29 protein-coding genes and 2 pseudogenes are annotated in these 25353 nt (G+C 53.2%); 8 read left to right on the forward strand and 23 right to left on the reverse strand.

Going from position 1 to position 25353, the window contains the following annotated elements; all coding sequences use genetic code 11:
- Positions 1-13 precede the first annotated feature (13 nt).
- The 12 genes from H627_RS17470 to H627_RS0107660 all read right to left on the reverse strand — a co-directional run bounded on the left by H627_RS17470 (position 14) and on the right by H627_RS0107660 (position 10107).
- Complete coding sequence (locus H627_RS17470; protein ID WP_081674772.1) at positions 14-1603, reverse strand: HAMP domain-containing sensor histidine kinase; 1590 nt, start codon at positions 1601-1603, stop codon at positions 14-16.
- A gap of 9 nt (positions 1604-1612) precedes the next feature.
- Complete coding sequence (locus H627_RS0107610; RefSeq protein WP_027828471.1) at positions 1613-2299, reverse strand: response regulator transcription factor; 687 nt, start codon at positions 2297-2299, stop codon at positions 1613-1615.
- 161 nt (positions 2300-2460) lie between these two features.
- Complete coding sequence (gene gnd, locus H627_RS0107615) at positions 2461-3882, reverse strand: NADP-dependent phosphogluconate dehydrogenase (protein WP_027828472.1); 1422 nt, start codon at positions 3880-3882, stop codon at positions 2461-2463.
- Positions 3883-3938: 56 nt separating this feature from the next.
- On the reverse strand, positions 3939-4535 hold the full coding sequence (locus tag H627_RS0107620) for a DUF177 domain-containing protein (RefSeq protein ID WP_027828473.1): 597 nt from the start codon (positions 4533-4535) through the stop codon (positions 3939-3941).
- A gap of 12 nt (positions 4536-4547) precedes the next feature.
- Complete coding sequence (locus tag H627_RS0107625; RefSeq protein WP_027828474.1) at positions 4548-5684, reverse strand: nucleotidyltransferase; 1137 nt, start codon at positions 5682-5684, stop codon at positions 4548-4550.
- Positions 5677-6435 (reverse strand): class I SAM-dependent DNA methyltransferase, encoded by a 759-nt coding sequence (locus H627_RS0107630; RefSeq protein ID WP_027828475.1) that lies wholly within the window; start codon positions 6433-6435, stop codon positions 5677-5679. The genes H627_RS0107625 and H627_RS0107630 overlap by 8 nt, the downstream gene beginning before the upstream one ends.
- Positions 6420-6776, reverse strand: coding sequence for a ribosome silencing factor (rsfS, locus tag H627_RS0107635; protein WP_027828476.1), 357 nt, complete (start codon positions 6774-6776; stop codon positions 6420-6422). The genes H627_RS0107630 and rsfS overlap by 16 nt, the downstream gene beginning before the upstream one ends.
- Before the next feature lie 19 nt (positions 6777-6795).
- Complete coding sequence (gene yqeK / locus H627_RS0107640) at positions 6796-7407, reverse strand: bis(5'-nucleosyl)-tetraphosphatase (symmetrical) YqeK (protein ID WP_035440278.1); 612 nt, start codon at positions 7405-7407, stop codon at positions 6796-6798.
- On the reverse strand, positions 7388-8083 hold the full coding sequence (locus H627_RS0107645) for a nicotinate-nucleotide adenylyltransferase (protein WP_051225279.1): 696 nt from the start codon (positions 8081-8083) through the stop codon (positions 7388-7390). Before H627_RS0107645 ends, yqeK begins: the two co-directional genes overlap by 20 nt.
- Entirely contained in the window at positions 8083-8406 is a 324-nt protein-coding gene (locus H627_RS0107650) for a YhbY family RNA-binding protein (RefSeq protein ID WP_035440280.1), read from the reverse strand. Before H627_RS0107650 ends, H627_RS0107645 begins: the two co-directional genes overlap by 1 nt.
- A 16-nt stretch (positions 8407-8422) precedes the next feature.
- Positions 8423-9565 (reverse strand): ribosome biogenesis GTPase YqeH, encoded by a 1143-nt coding sequence (gene yqeH, locus H627_RS0107655; protein WP_027828480.1) that lies wholly within the window; start codon positions 9563-9565, stop codon positions 8423-8425.
- 8 nt (positions 9566-9573) lie between these two features.
- A complete protein-coding gene (locus H627_RS0107660; RefSeq protein ID WP_027828481.1) occupies positions 9574-10107 on the reverse strand; it encodes a YqeG family HAD IIIA-type phosphatase in 534 nt (177 codons plus the stop codon).
- Positions 10108-10346: 239 nt separating this feature from the next.
- On the opposite strand from H627_RS0107660, the gene H627_RS0107665 reads away from it, so the two are divergent.
- From H627_RS0107665 to H627_RS0107685, 5 genes are all read left to right on the forward strand, one after another.
- Complete coding sequence (locus tag H627_RS0107665) at positions 10347-12236, forward strand: heavy metal translocating P-type ATPase (RefSeq protein ID WP_035440283.1); 1890 nt, start codon at positions 10347-10349, stop codon at positions 12234-12236.
- 17 nt (positions 12237-12253) lie between these two features.
- Positions 12254-12481: a heavy-metal-associated domain-containing protein gene (locus H627_RS0107670; RefSeq protein WP_027828483.1), complete on the forward strand. Its 228-nt coding sequence runs from the start codon at positions 12254-12256 to the stop codon at positions 12479-12481.
- Positions 12482-12484: 3 nt separating this feature from the next.
- Positions 12485-13042, forward strand: a complete 558-nt coding sequence (locus tag H627_RS0107675) for a ferritin-like domain-containing protein (protein WP_027828484.1) — start codon at positions 12485-12487, stop codon at positions 13040-13042.
- A 21-nt stretch (positions 13043-13063) separates the two neighbouring features.
- A complete protein-coding gene (locus H627_RS0107680; protein ID WP_027828485.1) occupies positions 13064-13708 on the forward strand; it encodes a Crp/Fnr family transcriptional regulator in 645 nt (214 codons plus the stop codon).
- Positions 13709-13894: 186 nt separating this feature from the next.
- On the forward strand, positions 13895-14872 hold the full coding sequence (locus tag H627_RS0107685) for a GMP reductase (protein WP_027828486.1): 978 nt from the start codon (positions 13895-13897) through the stop codon (positions 14870-14872).
- A gap of 94 nt (positions 14873-14966) precedes the next feature.
- Here the strand turns inward: H627_RS0107685 and H627_RS20050 are convergent, their stop codons facing one another.
- Positions 14967-15131 (reverse strand): hypothetical protein, encoded by a 165-nt coding sequence (locus tag H627_RS20050; protein WP_155827902.1) that lies wholly within the window; start codon positions 15129-15131, stop codon positions 14967-14969.
- A gap of 421 nt (positions 15132-15552) precedes the next feature.
- Between H627_RS20050 and H627_RS0107700 the strand changes: the two genes are divergently transcribed.
- Entirely contained in the window at positions 15553-15900 is a 348-nt protein-coding gene (locus tag H627_RS0107700) for a hypothetical protein (protein WP_027828487.1), read from the forward strand.
- Positions 15901-15916: 16 nt separating this feature from the next.
- Here the strand turns inward: H627_RS0107700 and H627_RS0107705 are convergent, their stop codons facing one another.
- From H627_RS0107705 to H627_RS0107720, 4 genes are read right to left on the reverse strand one after another with little or no spacing between them, the layout of a single operon-like run.
- Positions 15917-16183, reverse strand: coding sequence for a hypothetical protein (locus tag H627_RS0107705; protein ID WP_027828488.1), 267 nt, complete (start codon positions 16181-16183; stop codon positions 15917-15919).
- Complete coding sequence (locus H627_RS0107710) at positions 16161-16655, reverse strand: zinc ribbon domain-containing protein (RefSeq protein WP_027828489.1); 495 nt, start codon at positions 16653-16655, stop codon at positions 16161-16163. Before H627_RS0107710 ends, H627_RS0107705 begins: the two co-directional genes overlap by 23 nt.
- Positions 16652-16987, reverse strand: a complete 336-nt coding sequence (locus H627_RS0107715) for a hypothetical protein (RefSeq protein WP_027828490.1) — start codon at positions 16985-16987, stop codon at positions 16652-16654. Before H627_RS0107715 ends, H627_RS0107710 begins: the two co-directional genes overlap by 4 nt.
- Positions 16974-17501 carry an RNA polymerase sigma factor gene (locus tag H627_RS0107720; RefSeq protein WP_027828491.1) on the reverse strand — a complete coding sequence of 176 codons (528 nt, stop codon included), beginning with the start codon at positions 17499-17501 and terminating at the stop codon, positions 16974-16976. The genes H627_RS0107715 and H627_RS0107720 overlap by 14 nt, the downstream gene beginning before the upstream one ends.
- Before the next feature lie 291 nt (positions 17502-17792).
- Here H627_RS0107720 and H627_RS19230 point away from each other — a divergent pair, with 291 nt between their 5' ends.
- Positions 17793-18755 (forward strand): HD domain-containing protein, encoded by a 963-nt coding sequence (locus H627_RS19230; protein WP_051225280.1) that lies wholly within the window; start codon positions 17793-17795, stop codon positions 18753-18755.
- 462 nt (positions 18756-19217) lie between these two features.
- Here the strand turns inward: H627_RS19230 and adhE are convergent, their stop codons facing one another.
- The 4 genes from adhE to tgt form a co-directional block, all read right to left on the reverse strand.
- Complete coding sequence (gene adhE / locus H627_RS0107735) at positions 19218-21836, reverse strand: bifunctional acetaldehyde-CoA/alcohol dehydrogenase (protein WP_027828493.1); 2619 nt, start codon at positions 21834-21836, stop codon at positions 19218-19220.
- A gap of 530 nt (positions 21837-22366) precedes the next feature.
- Positions 22367-22591, reverse strand: a complete 225-nt coding sequence (locus H627_RS0107740) for a hypothetical protein (protein WP_027828494.1) — start codon at positions 22589-22591, stop codon at positions 22367-22369.
- Positions 22592-22708: 117 nt separating this feature from the next.
- Positions 22709-23086 (reverse strand): preprotein translocase subunit YajC, encoded by a 378-nt coding sequence (gene yajC / locus H627_RS0107745; RefSeq protein WP_035440312.1) that lies wholly within the window; start codon positions 23084-23086, stop codon positions 22709-22711.
- A gap of 131 nt (positions 23087-23217) precedes the next feature.
- The gene (gene tgt / locus H627_RS0107750) at positions 23218-24360 is read right to left on the reverse strand and encodes a tRNA guanosine(34) transglycosylase Tgt (protein WP_027828496.1); all 1143 of its coding nucleotides are present in this window, start codon (positions 24358-24360) and stop codon (positions 23218-23220) included.
- A 284-nt stretch (positions 24361-24644) separates the two neighbouring features.
- Here tgt and H627_RS0107755 point away from each other — a divergent pair, with 284 nt between their 5' ends.
- Positions 24645-24866: a hypothetical protein gene (locus tag H627_RS0107755; RefSeq protein WP_027828497.1), complete on the forward strand. Its 222-nt coding sequence runs from the start codon at positions 24645-24647 to the stop codon at positions 24864-24866.
- A gap of 222 nt (positions 24867-25088) precedes the next feature.
- Here H627_RS0107755 and H627_RS20905 read toward each other — a convergent pair.
- Both H627_RS20905 and H627_RS20910 read right to left on the reverse strand, forming a co-directional pair.
- Positions 25089-25256: pseudogene (locus H627_RS20905) on the reverse strand (IS3 family transposase); the annotation flags it as partial.
- Positions 25232-25353, reverse strand: a pseudogene (locus H627_RS20910) (IS3 family transposase); the annotation flags it as partial. The pseudogenes H627_RS20905 and H627_RS20910, both read right to left, overlap by 25 nt.

Consider the following 25353-nt stretch of genomic DNA (forward strand, 5'->3'; position numbering starts at 1 on the left):
AAGGCTGTTCCTGCTACGACATTTTAATGATCCCCGGCGGCAGCTCGTCATCGTCGTCATGGTCATCCTTCGCCTCCGCGGCCTCTTCCGGCGGCAGCTCGCCCTTGTACAGCGGCAAGTCGATGCGGAAGACGGACCCGTGGTCAACCACGGATTCGACGGTGATATCGCCGCCGTATTCCGTGACCAGCCGATGGGCGATGGACAAGCCCAGACCATTTCCGGACACATCCATGTCCGACCGGGCTTCATCGGCCCGGTAGAAGCGGTTGAAAATCTGGGGCAAGTCTTTGGGCGCAATGCCTCGGCCGAAATCTTGGACGACGATCGATACCGTCGATTGATCGGTGGCAGCGCTCAAGTGGATTTCTTTCCGGTTGCGGGAATACTTCATCGCGTTGTCCAGCAGAATGATCAGGACTTGTTCGAAGTGGTTACGATACATCTGAATGGCAGTATCGGGTGCCAAATCGAAGTCTTTTTCAATCTGGAAGTCGCCATGGAGCATAACCGTATTGTTGTAGACCGTCTTCAATACCGGCAGCACCAGCGTCACGGCATTGGGATAAGTCGTGGCCGCATTGTCGGCTCGGGTCAAATCCAGCATTTCTTGAATCAAATGCTTCATTCGATCCAGCTCCTGCAGCGATGCGCCCAGAGATTCAGACAACACCTGGGGGTCGTCTTTGCCCCAGCGGTTAAGCAGTTGCAAATGACCCTCCAGCACCGCCACGGGGGTGCGTAATTCATGGGACACATCCTGGACAAACCGTTGCTGCTGTTTGATATAGCGTTGTATCGTATCCAGCATCCCGTTGAATTCGCCCACCAATTGGCTGAGCTCGTCATTGCCCTTCAGCGCCGGCACCCGGACATCGGTATTCGGGTCATCGTGGACCACCGTCATGGTTTCCGTCATTTGGCGAATCGGCTTGATCAGCTTATTCATCAAAACGAGGGCAACGATCACGATCAAAACAAAAACTAAGATCCCGATGAGGACAATTTGCCAAAGCAGCCGCTGCATACTGGCATTAAATGTATCCATCCGGTCATAGACGATCGCCGTCCCAATATGGTCATTGGTGGTGGCCGAGTGCACCTGCCGGGTGGCGATCAGATGCTTACCGCCATCTGATCGGGTATACTGAAACCCTTCGGCCGTGCGGCTGGTATATTTGGCCTCCGGCGAGCGGGTCGTGAAGACCAATCCGCCATGGAGATCGTAGACAGACACGGTAATATCTTCCCGCGACAGCTTTGCAATGAGAGAGTCTGAGAAGAAATTAGTCTGCTGCTTGGGAATGGGCAAACTATCCGTATCCGCATTAATGTAATTGGGATTAAGCAGTGGATTCACGCTATTCATGGTTACTTCACCCTTTAACGGGGCCAAGCGTTGTTCCACCGCCGTCAAGGTATCTTGCACGGATCCCTGTTCCCGGGACAGCAAAATTTGCGCCACCGACTGATAGAGCACGCCGGCAAAGATGGCAAAGAACAGGACCATCGTGCCAGCCACGATCAGCGTCCACTTCGTCCGCAGGGAGAGACGCCAGTCTATCCGGTGCGGCTTGGTTGTTTTCTGTTCGGCTCTATCCATAAGCAGACATTAGGAACGCATCACGTACCCGGTGCCGCGGACGGTTTGGATATAGCTGGCCTTATCGGGTACGTCGATCTTATTCCGCAGATACCGGATATAGACATCGACAACATTAGTTTCCGCACTGGAATCGTAACCCCAAACTTTGCGCAGCAGCACATCCCGCGACAGGACAACATTGATGTTCTCTACCAGGGCCAAGAGCAATTCATATTCCCGCTTGGTCAATTCGATGACTTCGTCGCCCCGACGGACGATTCGGTTCTCCTTCTCAATGGTCAGATCCCGATACGTGATGGTGTGCTGCTTATTCTTAGAATGAGCGTTCTCAATGTCGATCCGCCGCAACAGCGCCCGTAAGCGGGCCAGCAGTTCTTCAATGGCGAACGGCTTAACGATATAGTCATCGGCCCCGTGATCCAGCCCAGATACTCGGTCAATGACCGAGTCCCGCGCGGTCATCATGATGATCGGCGTATTCTTCTGCTGGCGCACCCGCCGGCAGACTTCCAAGCCGTTCAGTTCGGGCAGCATGAGATCCAGCAGGATTGCGTCCCAATCGTGCTTCAGTGCTGCCTCCAACCCAGTCCGGCCATTGTTGTGGACCTCTGTCTTATAGCCCTCATGTTGCAATTCGAGTTCGACGAAACGGGCCAAATTCTTTTCGTCTTCAATAATCAATATACTTTGCATTGTGCCGTAGCCACTCCTATTCTTGCCAAATGATTCACATGTAATAAAGGGAAAATTTATCATTCATGAGCAGATTTGTTTTAATCTTACCACAGATTGACAGCAGAAAAAACAGGGGCGTGCGCCCCTGTTCCAATAATTCTATCCGTAATGGATACTGATTATTGTTCTTTATACCAAGTATAGTGGAACACGCCTTCGCGGTCGTTGCGCAGATAGGTGTGCGCCCCGAAGTAATCCCGTTGAGCCTGGATCAAGTTGGCCGGCAATACAGCACTGCGATAAGAATCGTAGTAGTTGATGGCGGCAGAGAATGCAGGCGTCGGGATCCCAGCTTGAACGGCCAGGGAAACGACGTCCCGGACACTCTGCTGATACTTGTCCGCAATATCTTGAAAATACTTATCCAGCAACAGGTTGCCCAACTCTGGATCGCGATCGTAAGCGCTGGTGATCTCTTGCAGGAATTGCGCCCGGATGATACAACCAGCGCGCCAAATCTTGGCGATCTCACCAAAATTCAAGTGCCAATCATATTGCTTAGAGGCCGCGTTCATCTGGGCGAAGCCCTGCGCATAACTCATAATCTTAGCAAAATACAAAGCTTCCCGAATCTTTTCGATCAGCTTGTCCTTGTCGCCAATGTCTGCCTTGCCAGTGTGGACCGGTAAGACTTTGCTGGCAGCAACCCGCTCATCCTTCAAGGCCGAAATATAACGGGCATACACGGACTCGGTAATCAGCGTTTGCGGCTGGCCAAGTTCCAAAGCATTCTGAGAAGACCACTTGCCCGTCCCCTTGTTGCCGGCAGCGTCTAAGATCACGTCGACAATCGGCTTACCGGTACCAAGATCATCTTTACGGGTCAAAATATCCGCTGTGATCTCAATTAAGTAGCTGGACAATTCGCCTTTGTTCCATTCAGCAAAGGTATCAGCCAGCTTCTCCGGGGTTTCACCCAACAGGTTCCGAAGCAAGTTGTAACTCTCGGCGATCAATTCCATGTCGCCGTATTCAATTCCGTTGTGGACCATCTTCACGTAGTGGCCGGCACCATTGGGTCCGATATAGGTCACACAGGGGGCGCCATCTTTAGCCTTAGCGGAAATCTTAGTCAAGATCGGCTCAACTAAATCATAGGCTTCCTTTTGGCCGCCCGGCATCAAGGAAGGACCTTCCAAGGCCCCCAGCTCGCCGCCGGAAACACCCATGCCGATAAAGTTGATCCCGGATTTATCCAGTTCCGCGTTCCGGCGCATCGTGTCTTCGAAGAAGGTATTGCCCCCATCAATCAGGACATCGCCCTTGTCCAGCAACGGCAGCAGTTCGCCGATAACCATGTCGGTCGGTTTGCCGGCCTTGATCATCATCACGATCCGGCGCGGCTTTTCCAATGAATTCACGAAATCTTCGAGTGTATAACTGGGTACCAGCTTTTTGTCGCTATGTTCCTCAGCGACGGCCTTGGTCTTCGACCCGGTCCGATTGAAGATAGCGACTGTATAGCCGCGGCTCTCAATATTCAAAGCCAGATTCTTACCCATGACGGCCATGCCAATGACCCCAATTTGTGGTTTATCCATTACCATACCTCCAGTTTTCAGTTTCACTTACATCTTAACAGAAAACTCCGCCAATCTCAGTCTTTATGCTGATCGGTATCGTCTTTATCGTCTTTTTCTTGATCTTGGAGCAGGCTCTTTAATTTGGCCAGCTCTGGATTCGGCTTGGCATCCGCCTTCTTCTGCGCTTCGTATTCGGCTTCAGAAATAACATGCCAATCCTGTCCGGCAGGCATCACATCCTGTTTGGCCTCTTCGTCAGTGAGAATCTGTGACGGCAGTTCCAGAACAACGTGATCGCTGACGGCGCCGTAGATGTCGATCATATCATGGGCCATGGGGATGGTCAGCGCTTGGTGGGTATCCATCAGCTTCTCTGCTGGTTCACTGCCCCATTGTTCCTGAGGAATCCATAACTCGGTAAAGGTAAAATCTTGGGCGACCCGTACTGGAGCGAGGGAACGGGTGGAATGGGCCGTCACTTCCCCAGTAGCGTGCACGGTTGCTAACCAGCCGGCGCCATCTGCCCTGATCGTGCCTTGCACGTGATAAATTGAGGCATCGCTAATGTCTTCAAACCGTTCAGCAATTTCCGGCATTAGCGGAACATCCCGGTCAAATTGAATTTCCCGATTGCCCTGCTTGCGCAAGTCGGCCTCGGTCCACTGTAACATGCTAATAATAAATCATCCTTTCTCTCTCCGAATGGGGGCCCGACCAAAATTCTGCTCAGTCCCGTTAACTAATGTATACACACGGTCAGCCTGAACCGTCAAGCCATAAGGTGCCGTGTCCGCCCCGCTCTGGGCATTGACCCGGGTTAAAAGCGTATCCCCGCTGGCTTTGCGGATCTGCTTCAAGTACCTCTGCCCTGCTGAAGTAAAGCCCAGAATGCGCAGCGGCACCGCGACCTGCGTCATGGCATCAGTGTGCAAAGCCAGCAGCGTATACAGCGAAACCCGGCTCAACCGGCTGTACGTAAAGCGCTTAGTCTTCACCCGCTTCAACAGATCAGTCAGACTGGCCGCCTGACGGTTCTGTTGAATGAAACGGTACTCCAAGCCCTCGGTCATCTGATAGATTTCCCGCAATTCAACAGGGGACATCGTCAATAACCGATAATGCAAATAGGGCCAAAAGTCAGCCCACCGGCTGCACTGGGCTGTCTGGTACAGCGGCCAGGCCGCCGCTGGAACAAAGTCAGCCATGGCCGCTGGATGATCCCGCAACCAGCTGGCACTGGCAAACTGCTGGCGCGTCTGAACGGCATCGTGAGCCACGGCCACCCGCGGCACCGGAATCAGCGCGAGCGGCTGGGCCAGCTGAGCATTGGCTGATGCGTAACCTAACGCCAAAATAACGTTAGGGTCATCCAAGGTAACGTGCAGCGTTTCTTGATAGAACGTATTGAGCTGGGTGGCGTAAGTCTGGGAATAATCAACAAAACCCGCCGGATGGGCCGGCAAATCGGCAATTTGCCGGCCCAAATCAGCATAATCCAAGTCCGGCTGCTCAGTGCCAAAGGCTAATGCCTGGCATTGTAACGCGGCCAGCGCCTGAACGCCCCCTTGCGCAAAGCGGTCTGCAGGCTGAACCGCCGTGTTCAGCGGCAATTCCACCACCAAATCGGCACCGTTAGCCACCGCGGCTTGGGCTCGGATCCACTTATCAAACAACGCCGGTTCGCCGCGCTGCACATAATTCCCACTCATGGCGACCACAGTCACATCCGCTCCGCTCAACCGGCGAGCTTCTGCTAATTGGTAGCGGTGGCCGTTATGAAAAGGATTGTACTCCGCAATCACGCCTACTGCATTAAGCATGCGGTCGGATCCCTTGCAAGAACCAGCGGGTCGTATCCGCAGTCACTGGGGCAGTGCCAAAGTCAGCCGTCGCTTGTACATCGATAAGTCCCGCTTGGGTCAACCCCCGCTGATAATCCGCTAATGGGTACGTCCGCTCATGCTGAATTTCCATCGCCCGGGTGTATCCATCAATTTCTTCATCATAAGTGAAGAAAGTCAATTCATGCTCCACGCTGTGGGGCAGCTCGCCGGCATAGGTGGTCCAAAGAAAGGCACTGTCTTCGGTAATATCGTTGTACATGAAGCCCGGAAAAACGTCGTCGGTCTGGTGAAGCGAATGTACGTCGCAGAAGAAGTATCCGCCAGGGACCAAAACCCCGGCGGCGGCCAGCAAAGTTTCCTGAACCGCGGTGAGATCCGGCAAATAGCACAAACTATCATCGAAACTAGTCACCGCATCAAATGTCCCCAGACCGGTCAAGCGGCGCATATCGCCCTGAACCCAGGTCACGTCCACACCCGCTTGTTCAGCCCGCGCTTCGGCCAGAGTCAGCATCTCCGGCGATAGATCAAGACCAGTGACCGTCCAGCCGGCCTGAGCCATTTGGACGGCAAAATCCCCGCTGCCGCACCCTAAATCCAGCAGTGTTCCCGTCATCCCAACGGGCATGCTGCTTTGGACGTAGTGCTGCCACCGGGGATACATATCCTTATCCATCAGGCGGTCATAGACCTGGGCGAAGATGCTGTAATCTACGCGGTGATCCATTGGTGTACATCCACCAGCGGGGCATCAGACCACAGCTTCTCTAAATTATAAAATGCCCGTTCTTCCTTGGTAAACACATGAACGACCACGTCACCCAGATCGATCAGCATCCAGCGGGAATCTTTCTTGCCCTCGACGCTTTGAACGGTCACCCCAGCAGCCTCTTCCGCCTCAATGATGCCCTCAACGATGGCCTGGACTTGACGTTCAGAATTGCCGTGCATAATGACGAAATAATCCGCCAACAGGCTGACTTCTTCCATATTCAATGCGACGATCTCTTCGGCATGCTTCTTATCGGCCGCTTCTACAGCGACTTGTAACTTTTCTGCACTTGTCAAAAAGTTATTCACTACTCCTTTAATTGTCCGCCGGGTGGCCGATACGGCGCACCCAGGCATTATAACTGGTGAATGTGAGCGGATAAATCGGCTCTTGTTTTTCTACGAGGTACTTCAGTTCATGACTCAGCTGAAACAACACGCCGGCTTGCAAGCTCTTGGCCGTGACGGCGCGGGCGTCATCCACCCCGGGAAAATGGCGGCCGGGCTCAATGAAGTCAGCCATGTAAACGATTTGGGCCAACAATGGCATCTCCGGAGCGCCAGTGGTGTGTTCCTCAACGGCTTGCAAAATCGCCGGGTCGTGGATAGCCAATTCATCTTCGATGAAATAGATCCCCACGATACCGTGCCAGATGGCATTGCCGTAATCCAGCAACGCCGCCGGCAGATGGTGGTCATGAATCGCCTGAATAAAATCGGCATCGGGGATCTGCTTAGCGTAATCATGAACCAGACCGCCAATTTTCGCCCGTTGAATGTCCCCGCCGTATTGCTCAGCCAGCTTGACCGCTTCGACACTGGTCCGCTGACAATGGGCGAAGCGCTTGGCCGTCATGCGGGCGGCCACCCGTTTCTCTAGCTCGTCCCAATCATAGGGCACGATGGGCTCAAGCGTGTTGTTTTTCATATAACTTGTGCTCCTTAATATAAGCGGCAACGCCATCCGGGACCAGGTAGCGGATCGATTCGCCTTTAGCCACCCGATCGCGAATACCGCTGGACGAAATGGCCACTTGGGGCACATCCACCCAAATTACCGGGTACTTGCTGTGGATCGTTACGCCGGGCCGGCGAACGGCCACGAAGGTGACGATCTGGACCAGTTTATCGATTTCATGCCAATTAGGCAAATCGTTGACCATGTCCGCGCCAATGATGAAGTAATACTGGGCCAGCGGATCGCGCCGTTTCAATTCTTTGATCGTATCAATTGTAAATGACTTGCCGCCCCGCCGTACTTCCAGTTCATCTAAGCAGAAATGGGGATTGTCAGCGATGGCTTCTTTCACCATGGCGACCCGATCCTTCGCCGGAATCGTGTTTTTACCTTGAATATGCGGGGGCTGGGCATCTGGAATAAACAATACCCGATCTAAGTGTAGAGCGTTTACGACCCCCTCTGCAATCAGCAAATGGCCCAAATGCGGCGGATTGAACGTGCCGCCGAGAATACCGATCTGGTGGCCGCGGATGCTTTGGACTAGTACCCGCTTGATTTCCGTGGCAATCACCGGCGCCTGGACCGACACGACCCGAGTGGCCGTGTGCGTCGTCGGTGCGGCGCTGAGTACTTTCTTCCCCATTAGGACCGCCCCAGGGCCTTGACTTCCGCGGAGATGTGCTGGTTCTTCTCCTTTTCTGCCGGCCGATAGAGCAGCGCGGTCTTGCCGATGGTCTGGGCCACCATGATGCTGGGCAGCGCGTTGGTCAGAGACGTCAGCGCTTCGTCCAGTGATATTTCGGCCGCTGGCAGCAGAGAGACTTTGATCAGTTCCCGCTTGGCGAGTGCCTCGTCAACTTGAGCGATGAATTCTGGAGTGATGGCGTTTTTGCCCACTCGAAACAAGGGCTTCATCGTCTGCCCCTTGGAACGTAAGTAATGCTTTTGTTTACCAGTTAATGCCATATTAGAAATTCCTCCGTTAGTTGTTGCCGATCAAAGAAGGCCGCACGCCGACCCCGATGCCCTGGGGTGTATACACATCCACGACGACGCGGCCGGGCACGTTGACCCAACCCAGGCCGGCAATAACGATATCCGACCGATCCGGCGGCGTAAATTCTTCGTGGTGCATGTCCGGAAAATCAGCCAGTTCCGCAGTGCTGGGCGGCGCCAGCAGCTCGCCGCGGTGTTTGTCCCAAAAGGCATCCGCATTGATCAGCTTGGTCCGATGCACCAACAGGTCATTGTCCACATAAACCGTGAAGCTGCCGGCTGCACCAGAAACAAAGTCGATCCGGGCTAAGCCGGCTAAAAAGAGTGTCTGACCGGATTGCAGTTGGAAAACCCGCGGGCGCATTTCTTTTTGCGGCGCCACCAGTTTCAAATCCTTGGCGGATAAAATATGGGCGATCTGCTGAGTTTGAATGATCCCTGGGGTGTCGATCAGCTTTTGACCGTCATCCAGGGGAATTTCGATCCGATCCAGCGTTGTCCCCGGGAAGCGGGATGTGGTGACTAAATCTTGAATGCCGGCGGTCTCCTTAATGATCGCATTGATCAGCGTAGACTTGCCGGTGTTCGTCGTGCCGACGAAATACACGTCCCGGCCCCGCCGTTCCTTTTCAATTAATTCCAGCAATTCCGGAATCTGCCAGCCCTTGGCGGCACTGACCAGTTGAATGGCTTCGGGCCGCAAACCCACTGCATGGGCCTGACGGCGCAGCCAGTCGGTCACCCGGCGGCGCTTCACCGAATGGGGCAAAACGTCAGCTTTATTGCCGACCAAAATAACCGGGTTATGACCGACGAAGCGGTGCAAACCCGGAATGACACTGCCGGTGAAGTCAAATACATCCACCACATTGACGATCAGCGCGTCCACAGCACCCAGCGCATTCAACAACTGAGTAAATGTGTTAGCCTCCACCGGCACATCGGTGATTTCATTGTAATGGCGCAGCCGGAAGCAGCGTTGGCAATACAGTTTGTCGCCACCATCTGCCAGCTGTTTGGTCAGGGCACTCGCCGGAATATAGCCGGCGAGTGCCGGGTCGGTCGTTTGTAATTTTGCACCGCAGCCGATGCAATACAGGTCTTCTGTCGTGATAATTGTCTCCTTAATAGTTGGGGTTATCTAAACTTCTCATGATTTTCGCTGCTCCACGGTTTTGTCCAATCGTGGACCCGGATCAAGTGGCGCAAGGGCTTCTCTAGAAGGCGGTTAATGCGCGTATTCCAGCCGTCAGTGTCAACAAGGGGAGCAACCAGGATCGTGTCCACGCCCGCCAGCGACCCGGCGAGAACATCGGTGAAGAATTGATCGCCAACCATCACCGCCTCTGACGCATCAATGCGGAATTCTTTCAGAGCGCGTTTGATGCCCACCGGTAACGGTTTAAGCGCCCGGGCGACAAACTGAATCGGCAAGTCGGCCAAGGCTTCAGCGACGCGATGGTGGTTGTTGTTGGACACGACGATCACCTGGATCCCTTGCTTGGCCAGCGTGCTGGCCCATGTCCGAACTTGGTCGAGGGCGTCCTTCTGGTTCCAGGGAATCAGAGTGTTGTCCAGGTCTGTGAGGACATACTTTTTCCCCCGAGCTTGGAGTTGTGCTGGGGTGACAGCGAAGATTGATGATACTTTCCAGGTTGGCCAAAAGCCCATGAACGTGCGTCCCTTCCTTGCGTTTTCTATCTTTACATTATAATGGAAAGCCGTATTGAAAGCTACCGGGGTGGATTGGAGGGGCGTTGATTGCCGTGCTAAGTGCTCCGCATTGGCACTACTTCCCCTGTGCATCAATGATTATTCCCAATTAATTCCAATCTTGATCCCCGTCAATTATTCTTTTCCTTTCCCCCCGTAAACTGTAGTCAATCAGTAAAACGAAAGCAGGGATAAAGATGTTTGTTCAACAACATAAATATCAGCTCATGGTGGCCGGTGGCGGGGCAACGGTGTTGGGCTTGGCAGCGAGTCAATGGTTGGCGGGCCCGGTGGGGGCCATACTATTGATTCTTGGCACACTGTTAGCAGGCGCGCCGATTGCCTGGAACGCATTGGCGGCGTTGCGGGTAAAGGTGATCAGCATTGAGCTCTTGGTGACTATCGCCGTGGTCGGCGCGCTGATCATCGGTGAGTATAACGAAGGGGCCATCGTCACTTTTCTCTTTCTCTTCGGGGATTGGCTGGAAAGCAAATCATTAGCCAAGACCCGCAGCGCGATTGAGGACTTGGCCACGGCGCTGCCGGCCACGGTGAAGAAAATCAATGCTGACGGCAGTCAAATAGATACTGCCGTGACAAATTTGGCTGTTGGCGACACAATTCAGCTGGCCCCAGGGACCACCGCCCCAGTGGACGGGCAAGTAATCGGCGGCACGGGGCTGCTGGATGAATCCCGGATCACCGGTGAACCGGAGGAGCGCCGGAAAACTGCCGGTGATCCGGTCTATTCCGGCAGCACAGTAACCAATGGCAGTCTCCAAGTGCAGGTCAGTCAAGTCGGCGATGACACAGTCTATGGCCAAATCATTGAGCTCGTCGAAGACGCGCAGGATGCGCAATCACCAGTGGCGTCGTTCATTCAGCGGTTCGCTAAGTGGTATACGCCGCTGGTCCTGCTGATTTCTCTGACGGTAGGTTTGATCACTCGGGACACCCGCTTGGCCATCACAATTTTGGTGCTCGGCTGCCCCGGGGCCTTGGTGATCGGCGCACCGGTGACCAACGTTGTCGGAATTGGTACCGGGGCCAAACAAGGCTTGCTGCTGAAAGGCGGCGACGTGGCCAGCGCGCTGAATCAAATCGATACGCTGGTGTTCGACAAAACTGGGACGCTCACCGCAGGTCGGACCAGTGTGCAACATGTTGATTGGTTCGTTGACCCGGCAGACAGAAAGCAATGGCTGGGGCACATTGCTGCCGCTGAGAAACAAAGCAGCCATCCCCTGAGCCAAGCGCTCATTACTTACGCCGACCAACATGACGCCGCTGCTGATGCGGCAGCTTCCGAAGCACCGCAGGTGGTGGCTGGTCAAGGCTTGACCGTCAGTACACTGGCTATCGGCAATGCCCAGCTCATGACCAGCCGTGGGGTCAGCCTACCGGCATTACCCGCGTCCACTGCTTCTCTGGTTTATGTTGCGGCTGGTACGGACTTGATTGCCCGATTTGCCATCACCGACCCCGTCCGACCGCAAGCTCGGGAAACCATGGCGGCATTACGAAAACAAGGTATCCAGCACCTCATCATGCTCTCCGGAGACACACCAGCGGCCGCCCAACGAATTGGTAATCAGATTGGTCTGGACGAAGCCAAAGGCGGCCTGCTGCCGGCGGATAAAGCCGCCTACATCAAGCAGCTGCAAGCTCACAGTCAGCATGTCGCCTTTGTCGGGGACGGGATCAACGACAGCCCCTCTCTGGCCCAAGCCGATGTCGGTATCGCCATGGGCAGCGGCACGGACGTGGCCATGGACACCGCAGACGTTATTCTGATGAATAATGCCCTGCCCGCCTTGAATCGGCTTTTCACACTGGCTCGCCGGATGACCCGCAATGTCACAGAGAACATTGCCCTGGCTGTGGGCACCGTTGCTCTGCTTCTGCTAGGCTTGATCGCCGGTTTGGTGACCATGGGCAGCGGCATGCTGGTTCATGAGGCCAGTATCTTGCTGGTGATCGCCAACGCACTGCGGCTGCGCCGCATTCCTCAGAAAAAAGCAGCAAACTTGACGCCGGTCAATTTTTCTAACGCCGTTGTGCCGGATAATAACCATGAAAGCCATTAGGAAAGGAAAATTCAACAATGCAAAAAGTAACGATCAAACTCGGCGGCATTACCTGCCCCAGCTGCCTGCAAAAAATTGAAGGGGCCATGCACCAAATTAACGGCGTGCAAAGCGCCAAAGTCTTATTCAACGCCAGCAAACTGAAGGCCGTCATTGACCCGGCCCAAACTGACGCGCAAATCCTGGCTGACGCGGTGACCAAGCTGGGCTACTCCGTCGCCGCAATCAAGAAACAGGAGGCTTAACCCATGACCACTGCTGAAATTGAGACCGCCTATGCGGCGGAACAAAAACAAGTTGATCACGATCACCACGTCCCCTCAGCCGGCGCCATGTGCGGCCACATTATTGCCAACAACGTCGTTCTCGCCACAAAGATCCAGCAAATGCGCTGGACGCTGACCGGCGCTGCCCAGGCTGCCGACGAGAAGCTGCTCTGGCAGTTCACCAAGGACCTGACCCGCCAACGGGACAGTTTGATTTCTGCCCTGCTCGACGAAGGGGAAAACATTCCCACAACGACCGCCGAATTCACCCAGTACACCATGCTGAAGGAAGACCCGCGAATCAAGTACGCCACCGCCGACCAGATGATGGCACTTGTGGTTGAAGACCTGGACACCAGCATGATGTTCATCACCCGGGCCATTGCCCTGGCAGAACAGGAAGAAAAGCGGCCCCTGGCTCTGGAGTTGACGCATCTGTTAGGATGGTATCAGCACAGTCTGCGCCAATTGCAGGATCGCCTGGGCCGACCCTTGACCGCTGGCCGCCCACTATTGGCCGAAGACGATGATGATGACTAAGTAAGAAAGGACTGACCGCCCATGGCAACCGTATTACACCACTGTACCCGCCTGGTGCCGCTGTTTGCGGATCTGTCGCAATCGGCGAAAGACGAGATTGACGCCCTCACCCAGGATCGGCAGTTGCAAAAAGGCGAACAGATCACCCGTCCCGGCGACGGAGAGCGGTTAGTCGTGGTCGCCCATGGATTGTTGAAGACCTACCAGCTTTCTGCCAGCGGCAAAGAACAATTGCTGTCGATCACCAAACCGGGCGGTTACGTCGGCGAACAAGCGCTGCTCGGCGCGCCAAATCCCAACGCCTACACGGAAGCCTTGCAGGCCAGCACGGTCTGCTTCATTGACCGCAGTGACTTCACCCGGCTGCTGCTGGACCATCCCCGCTTAAGCGTGGCCCTGCTCACCGCCACCGCCAAAAAGATCCAGCGGGCCGAGCAGCAAACCGGTTATCTGGCGGATGAATCCGTCCCCGACCGGATCCAGGCTTATCTGCAGGATCTGCGCACGGAGGCTGGCACCGATACCGTGACAATTCCCTTCGCTTGGAAAGAACTAGCCAACTATTTAGGTACGACGCCGGAAACCATGTCTCGACAGTTGAAGATCATGACCACTGCCGGCATGATTTCACGGCAAGGTAAAACGATCACCTTTTTATGTCAATGATACCCAATACATGCCCGCCAACGCATTCCCGCTGGCGGGCATTTTCTTTACCCATCGTTTACCTAAAACACGAACAATATTCGAACTTTTGCAGTTGACTTTCTCTCTGCCGTTCGTTATAGTACCAGAGGCACATTGACAGAAGTTACCGTTCCGATTAATGTTCGGATTTGGAGGAATAGTACAATGAATGTATTTGATTACGAAGATATCCAATTAATTCCCAACAAGTGTATCGTGAAGAGCCGTAAGGAATGTGACACATCCGTCACCCTTGGCGGCCGCACTTTCAAGATTCCGGTGGTCCCCGCTAACATGCAAACCATTATTGATGACCCCCTGGCGATGTGGTTAGCCAATAATGGCTACTTCTACATCATGCACCGGTTCCATCCGGAGACCCGGGCCGATTTCGTAGCCAACATGCACGATCACGACTTATACGCCTCCATCTCCGTCGGCGTGAAAGACAGTGAATTCGATTTTATTGAAGAATTGGCGGCTAAAGAACTGGTTCCTGAATACATCACCATCGACATTGCCCACGGCCATTCCCAAGTCGTGATCGACATGATTCATCAAATTAAGAAGTACTTGCCGCAATCCTTCGTTATTGCCGGTAACGTCGGCACACCAGAAGCCGTCCGGGAGTTGGAAAACGCCGGCGCTGACGCCACAAAGGTCGGCATCGGACCAGGCAAGGTCTGCATCACTAAGCTGAAGACCGGCTTTGGTACCGGCGGCTGGCAGCTGGCGGCTGTGCAGTGGTGTGCTAAAGCAGCGCGCAAGCCGATCATCGCTGATGGCGGCATCCGCCACAACGGCGACATTGCCAAGTCCATCCGTTTCGGCGCCACGATGTGCATGATCGGTTCCCTCTTTGCCGGCCATGAAGAAACACCGGGCCAAAAGGTGACCGTCGACGGCGAACAGTTCCAGGAATACTATGGCTCAGCGTCTGAGTTCCAGACTGGTTCCCACCATAACGTGGAGGGCAAGAAGATGCTGGTCCCCGTTAAGGGTAAGATTTCTGATACGCTGAAGGAAATGCAAGAAGACCTGCAATCCAGTATCTCTTACGCCGGCGGCCGGGATTTGGAATCCCTGCGGAAAGTGGACTATGTTGTTGTGAAGAACTCGATTTTTAATGGTGACGTGTTCTAACATTCATATATAATGACAAAAGGACCGGGTACCAGAATCCATCACGGATGCTGGTACCCGGTCTTTTGGGCGCCATTTGTATCTGCTAACCTGTTTACCGACCCGTCAAGAAATCAAGGACAACTTTGACGAGATCATTGGACCATTGGCTGGTCTGCGGCCAAATCATTGCAATAACGAAGTATGCCAACAGACCGGCCAACGCCGCCAAGACATAATGGGTCTTCTTCGTTTTCTTTGGTTTAACTTGTTGTTCCATCAAGGTCACCTTCCTCAGCGAGCTTAGAAGCTATGGAAGAAATCGAGCACAACTTTTACAATGTGATTCGCAAATTCCTGGCTTGCCGGCCACACAGTAGACAGAACAAGCCACGTCATCAGGCCGATCATCCAGCCGTACAGGGATTTCCTCGCTTTAACGTCTTCTTCCACCACGGTCACTTTCCCACATTTTGAAATCGGTTCCAAACTGATTATACTGGAATATTGACTTGCTCACAAGATATTTATATTACGCGTCAGGATGGTCCGGTGCTCAGCATATCACTAGGCAAAAATGGCCGCAGATTATATAATGGAATCGGATACAAGTCGTCTCTTGGTATCCTTGGCCCTCACCGATCATTCAGTCGCAATTGTTACCGTCGTACACCATTTAGTGGTGCGAGGGGGTCCTGATCATGACCAATCACAAATTAGGCCGCGGCAGTCTGGCTTTTCCCTTTCTGCTTATATTTATGGCCTTCAACATGGTCCATCTGGTTTATCCGCAAAAAACGACGTTAGGCCTGCTGCTTTTGCCGAATGAAGCACTCGAAGAGGTCGTTTCCCTGTTACTGTTAGGCGGCGCCATTTATCTGGCCTGGCGCTATCGGGATGATCTCTTTACTGGCGTGACCCGTTGGCTGCTGAAAGCGCTGGGTGTGATTATGTTGGGTATTGTGGTGATTATTCTGTTGGGCGAAATTTTTAGAGATTTTTACATGATACGGTATCAAAAACGATCATGCCGGCAAAAATCGGCATGATCGTTTTTTGGTCGGCTCACTGGCCCTGCCAAGTGACGGATATTTTACCTTTTGCATCAGTTCCATAAAGATGCAAGATAATCGAATCTCCCTGCGTCCATTGACTAAAGTCATAGGGCTCGCCATTTTGCACGTCAATCAGGCGCCCTGGAGTATCTTTATCAACGGACACCCCGACTTGCACTTTACCGCTGGTGAGCTGGCGATCGACGGTGAATACTTTATCGGCGCCTTTCTTCACCGTGATTGTTTGGGTTCGTTCACCATTTAAACGGATCAGCATCGAATTTCCAGCTTCCTTCATTCTTCACCGTTTGGGTGGGCACGAAGGATGCCGACCCAATCGCATGGGAAAAGGCTAAACTGCCGAACATGCCCAGCATACCGAGAAAGACCAGAACGATTGCGACGATCGCACCTATCAGCGGGGCCTTGCTGGTCGGTGTGAAGCTGGTCTTGGCGGCATCGCCCAGCAACTGGCCGCAGTGACCGCAATACGGCTGGCTGGCATCGGTCTTCGCCCCGCAATGGGGACAAGTGACCTGGGCATGACGCCGGCCAATTAAGAAGTACAGGAGCAGGCCAATCAAATTGGGAATCAGCACCACGACCACTGTCCACATGCCGGCATCCAGACTGCGTGTCCGGGCATCTTTGTATGTCCAAATGCCCAACAGTACAGTGCTCAGCAACAGCAAAACAAAAATGACGATCATGACCATGGGCAAGCCCCAGTACAAGTTATAACTCATCATGACGGTACCCCTTCCTTCTGTTTGCGTTTCAGCCAAAAAGCCAGCACAAAACCAGCGATAATCATTAGTCCGGCCAGACCAACTAAGTTACGAGCGGCCCACTCGAAGACAAGCGTCGACGGGAGAAAAAAGATGACCATAGCCACCATGGAAATCGTCTGCATCGCCCCCAGCACTGCAATCAACAATGCCGGAATCTGTCGTTCAACAGGCTGCGGCTGATGCTGGCGGATTTGTTGCAAGACAGCCTGCTGCAAAGCCGCTGGCGGTTCCTCCTCATGGTGCAGCGCAGTGCGCAAGGTTTGATCAAAATCGTTGTTATGCTTCGCCATAGCCGTTAGCCTCCATTTCTTGCCGTAATAATTGCCGCGCTTGAAACAAGCGGCGCTTCACTGTGCCAGCCGGAATATGCAGCTCGGATGCAATTTCGGCGATGGACAGGTCCCCCATGTAATACAAAAGCACCGGGACCCGCAAGCTGTCTGCGAGCTGATTGACCCCTGCCTGCACGTCGGCCTGCAGCTCCTGCTGAGTGAGCTGACCACCACCGGTATCCGCCCCAGCCACCGTCTCCACGTCCCACCCCGAATGTATTGGCGCAATCCGCTCCCGCCGGGCATATTTGCGCCGTTCATCAGCCCAGATGCGGGCGGCGATGGCCATCAGGAACCCCCGGGGGGTATCGTTCAGGTCAACGCGTGCTGGCATCGCCAGCAGCCGTAGAAATGTTTGTTGGTACAAATCATCTGCATCCTGGCGGGTGAACGCCAACTTACGGCAAAAACCATACAATGCCGCGCCATATGTGGTCGCCAACTCCTCGGCCATTACCGGATCGATTGCCATGGCCATCGCCTCCCCTCACACCCTATTATCCGCGCCACCCGGCAAAAGGTTCACGTATCACGCAAATTCTTTCTCCCTGCACGTAAACGGGTTACAGCCGACAAAAGAAGGCAGCCTCCTCTAAACGGGCTCAGGCGACCAGAAGCTAGGGGATAAGGACGGCAAGGCACAAACCCAAAACCGGGGTTTGTGCCTTGCCGTCCTTATCCCTACGCTTCTGAGCGGTCGCCTGAGCCCTTTGTGATTCCGCCAATAAACGGTACAATAAAAGAAAACGAAAGCAGGCGCCATATGTTCAAAGAAGTCAAGAATGGGCGGCAGTTTGCCGGCCAGGCCATCATCCAAGGAATTACCGTCAAGGCGGCCAAGAACGGCTCGCAATACGCCGACGCCAATCTCACCAACCACGACGAAACAGTGCCGGTGAAAATCTGGGAGATCCAGCCGGACTCAATCATGACCTACAACAACAAAGCCATTGATTTTACGGCAACGCGCTCCGATTACAACGGCAAGCTGCAATTCGTTCTGGATTCTTTCTCTATTAATCCGACTTTGCAATTGCGGGACTTGCTGCCGGCGAGTTATTGGGACAATGCCCAATTGAAGGAAGGCTTCAACCATTTCCTGATGAAGATCACCGACCCGATTTATCAGCATCTGGTGCGCACGTTATACAACGACACAGACGATGCCATCATCGATAAACTGAGCGAAATGCCGGCTGCGATTCGGATGCATCACGCTTTCATTGGCGGACTGTATACCCACACCCTGTCCATGGCTTATGAAGCCGAGGGAATTTTGACCCACACGATTTATGCCAAGACCATCAACCAGTCCCTGCTCTACGCTGGTATTCTGCTCCACGATTTGGGCAAAGCCTTCTGCTACACAAACGCCACCGACCACACAGCCACCAAGCAGGCCAACCTGCTGGAACACGTCGCTATCATCGATGGCATGATTGTGGACTACGCCCGCAATACATTGCACTTGAACTACGCCGCCAGTCTTAACGACGAACATATTCTCAACCTGCGCCACCTCGTCCTCTCGCACCACGGCAAACTCGAATACGGCGCCGCCATCAAACCCGCCACTCCCGAAGCCATGCTTCTCCATCATGTCGACGACCTCGACGCCCACATGGAAATGATGCGCATGGCCGAAAGCGACCTCAAACCCGGCACCGTCGCCGACCAACGCAACTTCGGTCTCGACGGCGCATTTGTCTATCATTCAACTCTGTAACCACTAGGTTATCTAAACCGCCAGCTGGCGGTTTTTCTTTTCCAATGAAATTGGCGACGCCGCTTTTCAATCACAGGAAAGCGAGTGCCAAGTGCGTAGCAAGCGGAGGCGGATGGGGCTCAGCCATGGAAACGGCAATAATCTCGCCCGCACTTGGCGAGATTATATGCCGTTAGGCGACTTTGAGACCGCGTTCCTCAGCGGGCTCAAAGCGCCGTCATGGCTAGCTACGCCTTCGGCTTCGCACTTGCTGCGCTTCGCCAGCCCCATCCGCCGCAGCTTGCGGAGCACTTGGCACGGCAGTCTGCGCCACCTTTCTTTACTCCAAAACAAACAGCGCCGCCGGACCCATCAAGTCCAGCGGCGCTGTTTGTTTTTATATTAGGAGGAAGGATACATCACCCACCGGGGACCGGGAGACTGTCAGATTTCACGTCCCCAGGTGTCTATTGGTGGTGTTGCTTAGAAAGTAGACTTCGGGCCAGCCCATTCGTCCCGGATGATTTGCGCCATATCCGCAATCAACGGTTCCTTCGGGTTGGTGATCGTGCAGTTATCTTCGTAAGCCAGTTCGGCTAACCGATCCGCTGCATCGTCTACCGCCTTCTTGCTGATGCCCTGATCCTTCAAGGACATCTTCACGCCAACACTCTCAGCCAACTTCACGATGGCATCGGCCAGATTGTTGACCAGTTCTTCGGTGCTATTGCCGCGGATACCCAAGTACCGAGCAATTTCTGCGTAATCTTCGTCCGCCCGGAAGTAGTTGTACTTCGCCCATACGGCCCGCTTTTCAGGCATCTTCGCATTGTAACGAATGACATGGGGCATTGTGATTGCAATCACCCGGCCGTGGGGCAGGTGGTACTCGCCGCCCAGTTTGTGGGCAATGGAGTGGTTGATGCCCAACAAGGCGTTGGCAAAGGCCATCCCGGCCATGGTCGAAGCATCATGCATGGCACTCTTCGCTTCTTGGTCGCCGTCATAACTCTTCTTCAAGTTATCAAAGACGATCTTCGCCGCTTGCAAACTCAGTCCGCGGGTATAGTGCGAAGCCATGGTCGATACATAACTTTCAATCGAGTGGCACAAAACGTCCAGGCCAGAGTCAGCCACAACAGTCTTCGGCACCGTTTCGATGAAGCGAGAATCAACGATTGCCACATTCGGGGTCAGCGCATAGTCGGCGAGCGGGTACTTCACGCCGGTTTCGCTATCGGTGATGACGGCGAACGGAGTGACTTCAGAACCAGTCCCAGAAGTTGTCGGGATGCAGATCAGCTTCACATCATCCAGCTTCGGGAACTTGTAGGTCCGCTTACGAATATCCAAGAACTTCTGCTTGGCGCGGAAGAAGGAAGAATCCGGAGCTTGGTAGAACATCCACATCCCCTTGGCCGCGTCCATGACGGAACCGCCGCCGATGGCAATGACGGTATCCGGCTTGAAGTCGTTCATTGCAGCTTGGCCGTGGAAGACCGTGTCACTGGACGGATCCGGTTCAACATCCAAGAAAGTCTGGAATTGAACGGGGTTCTTGCGCAGCTTCAGTACGTCTTCGACGATCTTAACGTAGCCCAGCTTTTCCATCCCATGGTCCGCAACGATGAATACCCGAGAGATGTGCTGCATTTTCTCCAGGTAGTTCACGGAGTTTTTTTCGAAATAGATCTTAGGCGGAAGCTTCACCCATTGCAGATTGTTCCGGCGCTTGGCAACTGTCTTGATGTTCAACAAGTCAATGGTGCCGACGTTGTGGGAAACGGAGTTCATGCCGTAGGAGCCGCAGCCCAACGTCAGAGACGGAATCATGTTATTGTACAGATCACCGATACCGCCGACGGAACTCGGGGAGTTCACGAGGATTCGGCAAGCCTTCATGCGCAATCCGTATTGGACAACCAGGTCTTCATCATCGGTATGGATACAAGCAGAGTGCCCCATCCCACCGAGTTCCAGCATTTCTTCGGCCTTCTTGAAGCCGTCTTCGTGGCCATTGGCCTTGATCAAAGCCAATACCGGCGATAATTTTTCCCGGCTCAGCGGGAATTCGTCACCGACACCGTTGATTTCGGCAACCAATACCGGCGTGCCCTTGGGCACTTTGAGCCCAGCCCATTCGGCAATGGTGTTGGCGGATTTACCAACGACGTCCGGGTTAACAGCGTGGCGTTCTTCAGAAATCACCGTTTTGCTCAGCTTAGGCACTTCGTCTTTCTTCAAAACATAGGCACCTTGACGAATGAATTCTGCTTTGACTTCGTCATAGATTTCCGCGTCAACGATGGCTGCCTGTTCAGATGCACAGATCATGCCGTTATCGAAGGACTTGGACAACACGATGTCGTTAACGGCTTGGCGAATATTGGCTGTCTTTTCGATATAAGCCGGTACGTTCCCGGCACCAACGCCGAGGGCGGGCTTACCGGTGGAATATGCAGACTTGACCATGCCGGGGCCGCCAGTCGCGAGGACCGTCGCCACGCCCGGGTGATTCATCAATGTCTTAGTGGCTTCGATACTGGGGATCGGCACATAGCTCAATGCCCCCGCCGGCAAGCCAGCAGCGATGGCTGCTTTCTTGATAACTTCCAGAGATTCCGCTGAACACTTCTGGGCCTTCGGGTGGAAAGCGAAGATGATCGGGTTACGGGTCTTGATACTGATCAGGGACTTGAACATCGTCGTGGAGGTCGGGTTGGTTACCGGGGTTACCCCAGCAATGACACCGACGGGTTCAGCAATGTACATAATCTGGTGCTGCTGATCATCTTCAATGACGCCCACCGTCTTGTCATCCTTGATGGCATGCCAGATTTCTTCGGTGGCAAACATGTTCTTGACCGCCTTGTCTTCGTAAACACCACGGCCGGTCTCTTCCACCGCCATCTTGGCCAAACGCATGTGGGCGTTCAACCCGGCAATTGCCATTTCATGAACAATATGATCGATCTTTTCTTGATCGAAGCCTTCCATGATTTTAAGCGCTTTTTGTGCATCGTCGACCAAAGAATTGATCATCTGATCAACAGTTGGAGTCGCTTCTTTCGTGGGTTGGTTCTTTTTGACAGTCTCGAGCATTGTTATACCTCCGTAAGGTTTCTGATTTCTGTTATCCTCTTCACAAGTAATAATATACCGGATGCGAAGTAATTTGTAAAGCATTTTCTGTGATTTATTTCACGGGAATTGTCTCACTTCTGGTAGCGATATCAAAAACCGCAGTACATCAAGCTTTGCGCAGAAAAAAACAGCACCGCTCATCTCTGAGCAGTGCTGCTTTTTCCCTCAATCATGTTGTTGGTTCATAAAATATGGCAAGTGACACGCGTTCAAATCTCCCCAGTACTCCCTTTACCGCAAACCAATCTTTTTTCAGGTACGACGCTCTCGTTGGCTCCCCCGGCGATGAACGACTGTACATTGATAGAATACCGAGAAATGTCCATTGATGCTTACCAGAATTTGCAAGAGTCGGTTATCAAAAGTGACTAAGAACGGTATCTTTGACGTTTTGTCGAAAAATCCTGTCCACAAGAAAAGGGACTGAGACGACTAACTCCGCTGGCATGAGGTACACTGGCGAACGATGTTGTCTCAGTCCCAAATCATCAACCCTGCAACTGCTGGGTTGTATTTTCTGCTGTATCAGTTTCCGGGTGAATGGCTTGGAAAACAAATTTCAATCGGCCATCCGGTTGGACGTACACGACCAATTGGGTATTGGCCAAATCCTCGGTTTGCATGATCCATGGATTATGGTACGGACTGTATTGGTAGTACGGGGCCATGGGTACATTCTGACCGCCGGGATTAAAGAATACAGGATCAGTCATTGAGACCACCTACTTCCCTTATCACTATTCTATCAACAGGTCTATTATACCGTGCCGGCGCGATTGGCGCCAAACAAAAAGACCACCAGCCTGACAAGCCGGTGATCAGAATCAAAATTACTGAGCGTCTTTGGAGTCGTCGCTGGACTTGTCGTCTGCGGCGGCATCGTTGGGCGTGTCAGGCGTCGTGGCACTGGCGTCGTTAGCACTTGTTGCTTGATTCTCATCCGCCGTGGCAGTGGCTGCCGGCAGAACCGTGCGAATCGCACCAAGGTTAAAGGTCAAATAGATGCCATCACTGTCAATAACGACCGTCTTGTCGGTCTTGTTGATGGTATCAATCACGCCATGCAGGCCGCCGATCGTGACGATCCGGTCGCCCTTCTTCATCTCGTTGAGCATTTCCTGGCGCTTCTGCTGTTGTTTCTTTTGCGGCCGCATCATGGTGAAGTACATGACCCCTAACAGGATCACCATCATCACGATCATACCCATACCGCCGAAACCAGTGCCAGCCGAGGTACCAGCTGCAATGTTTGCTGTAAAAATAGTCAAATTAGTGTACACTCCTTCAGTTGTTTTCGTTTAACACTGTATCATAATTTGGCGCCGGGCGCCCGCTTCCGTTAGAAGTTTTTCGTCGTGGCGTCGGAATACCCGTACTCGTCGAATAAATTCTGCCGGAACTCAATTAAATTATCATCCATAATGGCTTGACGCACATCGGCCATAAGATGGATAAGGAAGTATAAATTATGATACGTGGTCAACCGCAGGCCGAAGGTTTCGTCGGCTTTGATCAAATGACGAATATAGGCCCGGCTGTAGTGGGTACAGGTGTAACAATCGCAATCGGGATCCAGGGGAGTGAAGTCATGGGCGTATTTAGCATTCTTGACGATCAGACGGCCATGATGGGTCATCACGGTGCCGTTGCGGGCGATCCGAGTCGGCAGGACACAGTCAAACATGTCGATCCCCCGGATCACGCCGTCAATCAAGGCATCTGGACTACCGACACCCATCAAATAGCGAGGTTTGTTCTCCGGCAGCAGCGGGGTCGTGAAGTCTAAGACGTGGTTCATTTCGGCCTTGGATTCGCCGACGGACAACCCGCCGATGGAATAACCCGGGAAGTCCAGACTGACCAAATCCTTAGCACTTTGCTCCCGCAGATCCTGGAAGCCGGCGCCCTGGACGATCCCGAACAGGCCCTGGGTGTCCGGATTACAGTGCGCTTTGAGCCCCCGCTCCGCCCAGCGGCTGGTTCGGGCCACAGAATCCCGGACGTACTCGTAACTCTCAAAGAACGGCGGACATTCATCCAAGGACATCATAATATCCGGCCCCAGGTCATTTTCGATTTGAATCGCTTTTTCTGGGGAAAGAAACATTTTCTCACCGGATAAATGGCTGCGGAAATGGACCCCTTCTTCGGTGATATCCCGGTTTTCCGCCAGAGAAAAGACTTGGAAACCGCCGGAATCAGTTAAAATCCCCTGATCCCAGTTCATAAACTTGTGCAGTCCGCCCGCCTCTTTAACGATTTCCGGACCCGGCCGCAGCCACAGGTGGTAGGTATTGGATAAAATGACCCCAGCCCCCATTTCTTTCAGCTCTTCTGGACTCATCAGCTTGACGGACGCCTGGGTGCCCACTGGCATGAACATGGGCGTGGGGAAGGTGCCATGGGGCGTGATCAATTCACCCAGCCGGGCGCCGGTGTGTTTTTCAGTTTTGATTAAGCGATAGCGTACTGGTGCTGTCATATTTCTTTTCTCCTATTCTGGTCATGACTCTCGTTCGACAAAACGCCCTCCCATCTTATCAGAAGATCCGATAAAGGGAAAGAATCCTGCTCTGTTGGTAACTGGTATGTCTGTTATCGGTCCCTTTTTTGTAAAAATTGAGCAAAGTGGCCTGGAGGCATTGACTTTATGCCCCACTTTTCCTATGATATGTTCCAACCTCTGTTGCAGGGGTGCCTTTAAGCCGCCGGTATCATCCGGGGGGATGGTACCACGCAGACGGCTTGACAAGGAGGGGAAGGTTTATGAAAGACCTTGAAGTCGGGCAATCCGTGATTGCCTCGAGTTATACCATGGAGGACCACCGTTTTTCCAAGCTGCCTGGGAAGGTTGAGGTCGTCTTAGAGCAATCTGTCATCATGTCGGTGGCAGACCAATGGCTGGTCAACAATGCCAATGGCCGGATTTGCGTCTCTAAGAAGAAACTCTCGGCCGCCGATAGCGATGAGCAGTGCACCGCCAGCTAGAGGTGCCCCTGAGTGGACTCCGTCACACGTGTGAGACCCTGAAGCCAATCCTTCGGGGTTTCGCTGCATTTATTCCGAATTCTATTTTTTAAAAACTGTCCCATATTGAAAGGGACTGTGCCAAAAGTCCCATCTTCCTGAATAGCACCCAAATGAAAAGAGCTGAGACAAGATTGAAAGAATCTGAAGTGCAACAAAAAAGTTAGACAGTTTGAAAAATAATTACGCTGCGGCCTGAGTCCGGTATTCGATCGGAGTCAGGCCGTTTTTGTTGAGTGAGATGCGATCATGATTAAACCACGTGACGTAGTGAGTCACGACTTGTTTCAGCTCTGAAAGATCTTTGATGGGTTGCCGATTGATCCGTTCACGCTTGAGCAGATTGAAGAAACTTTCCATTGGCGCATTATCGTGACAGTTACCCTTACGAGACATGCTGGGAACGATCCCCATAGCGTGCACCCGAGACTGATATTCACGGGTCTGG

This window comes from Schleiferilactobacillus harbinensis DSM 16991 (assembly GCF_000425885.1).
In the GTDB taxonomy this organism is placed as follows: domain Bacteria; phylum Bacillota; class Bacilli; order Lactobacillales; family Lactobacillaceae; genus Schleiferilactobacillus; species Schleiferilactobacillus harbinensis.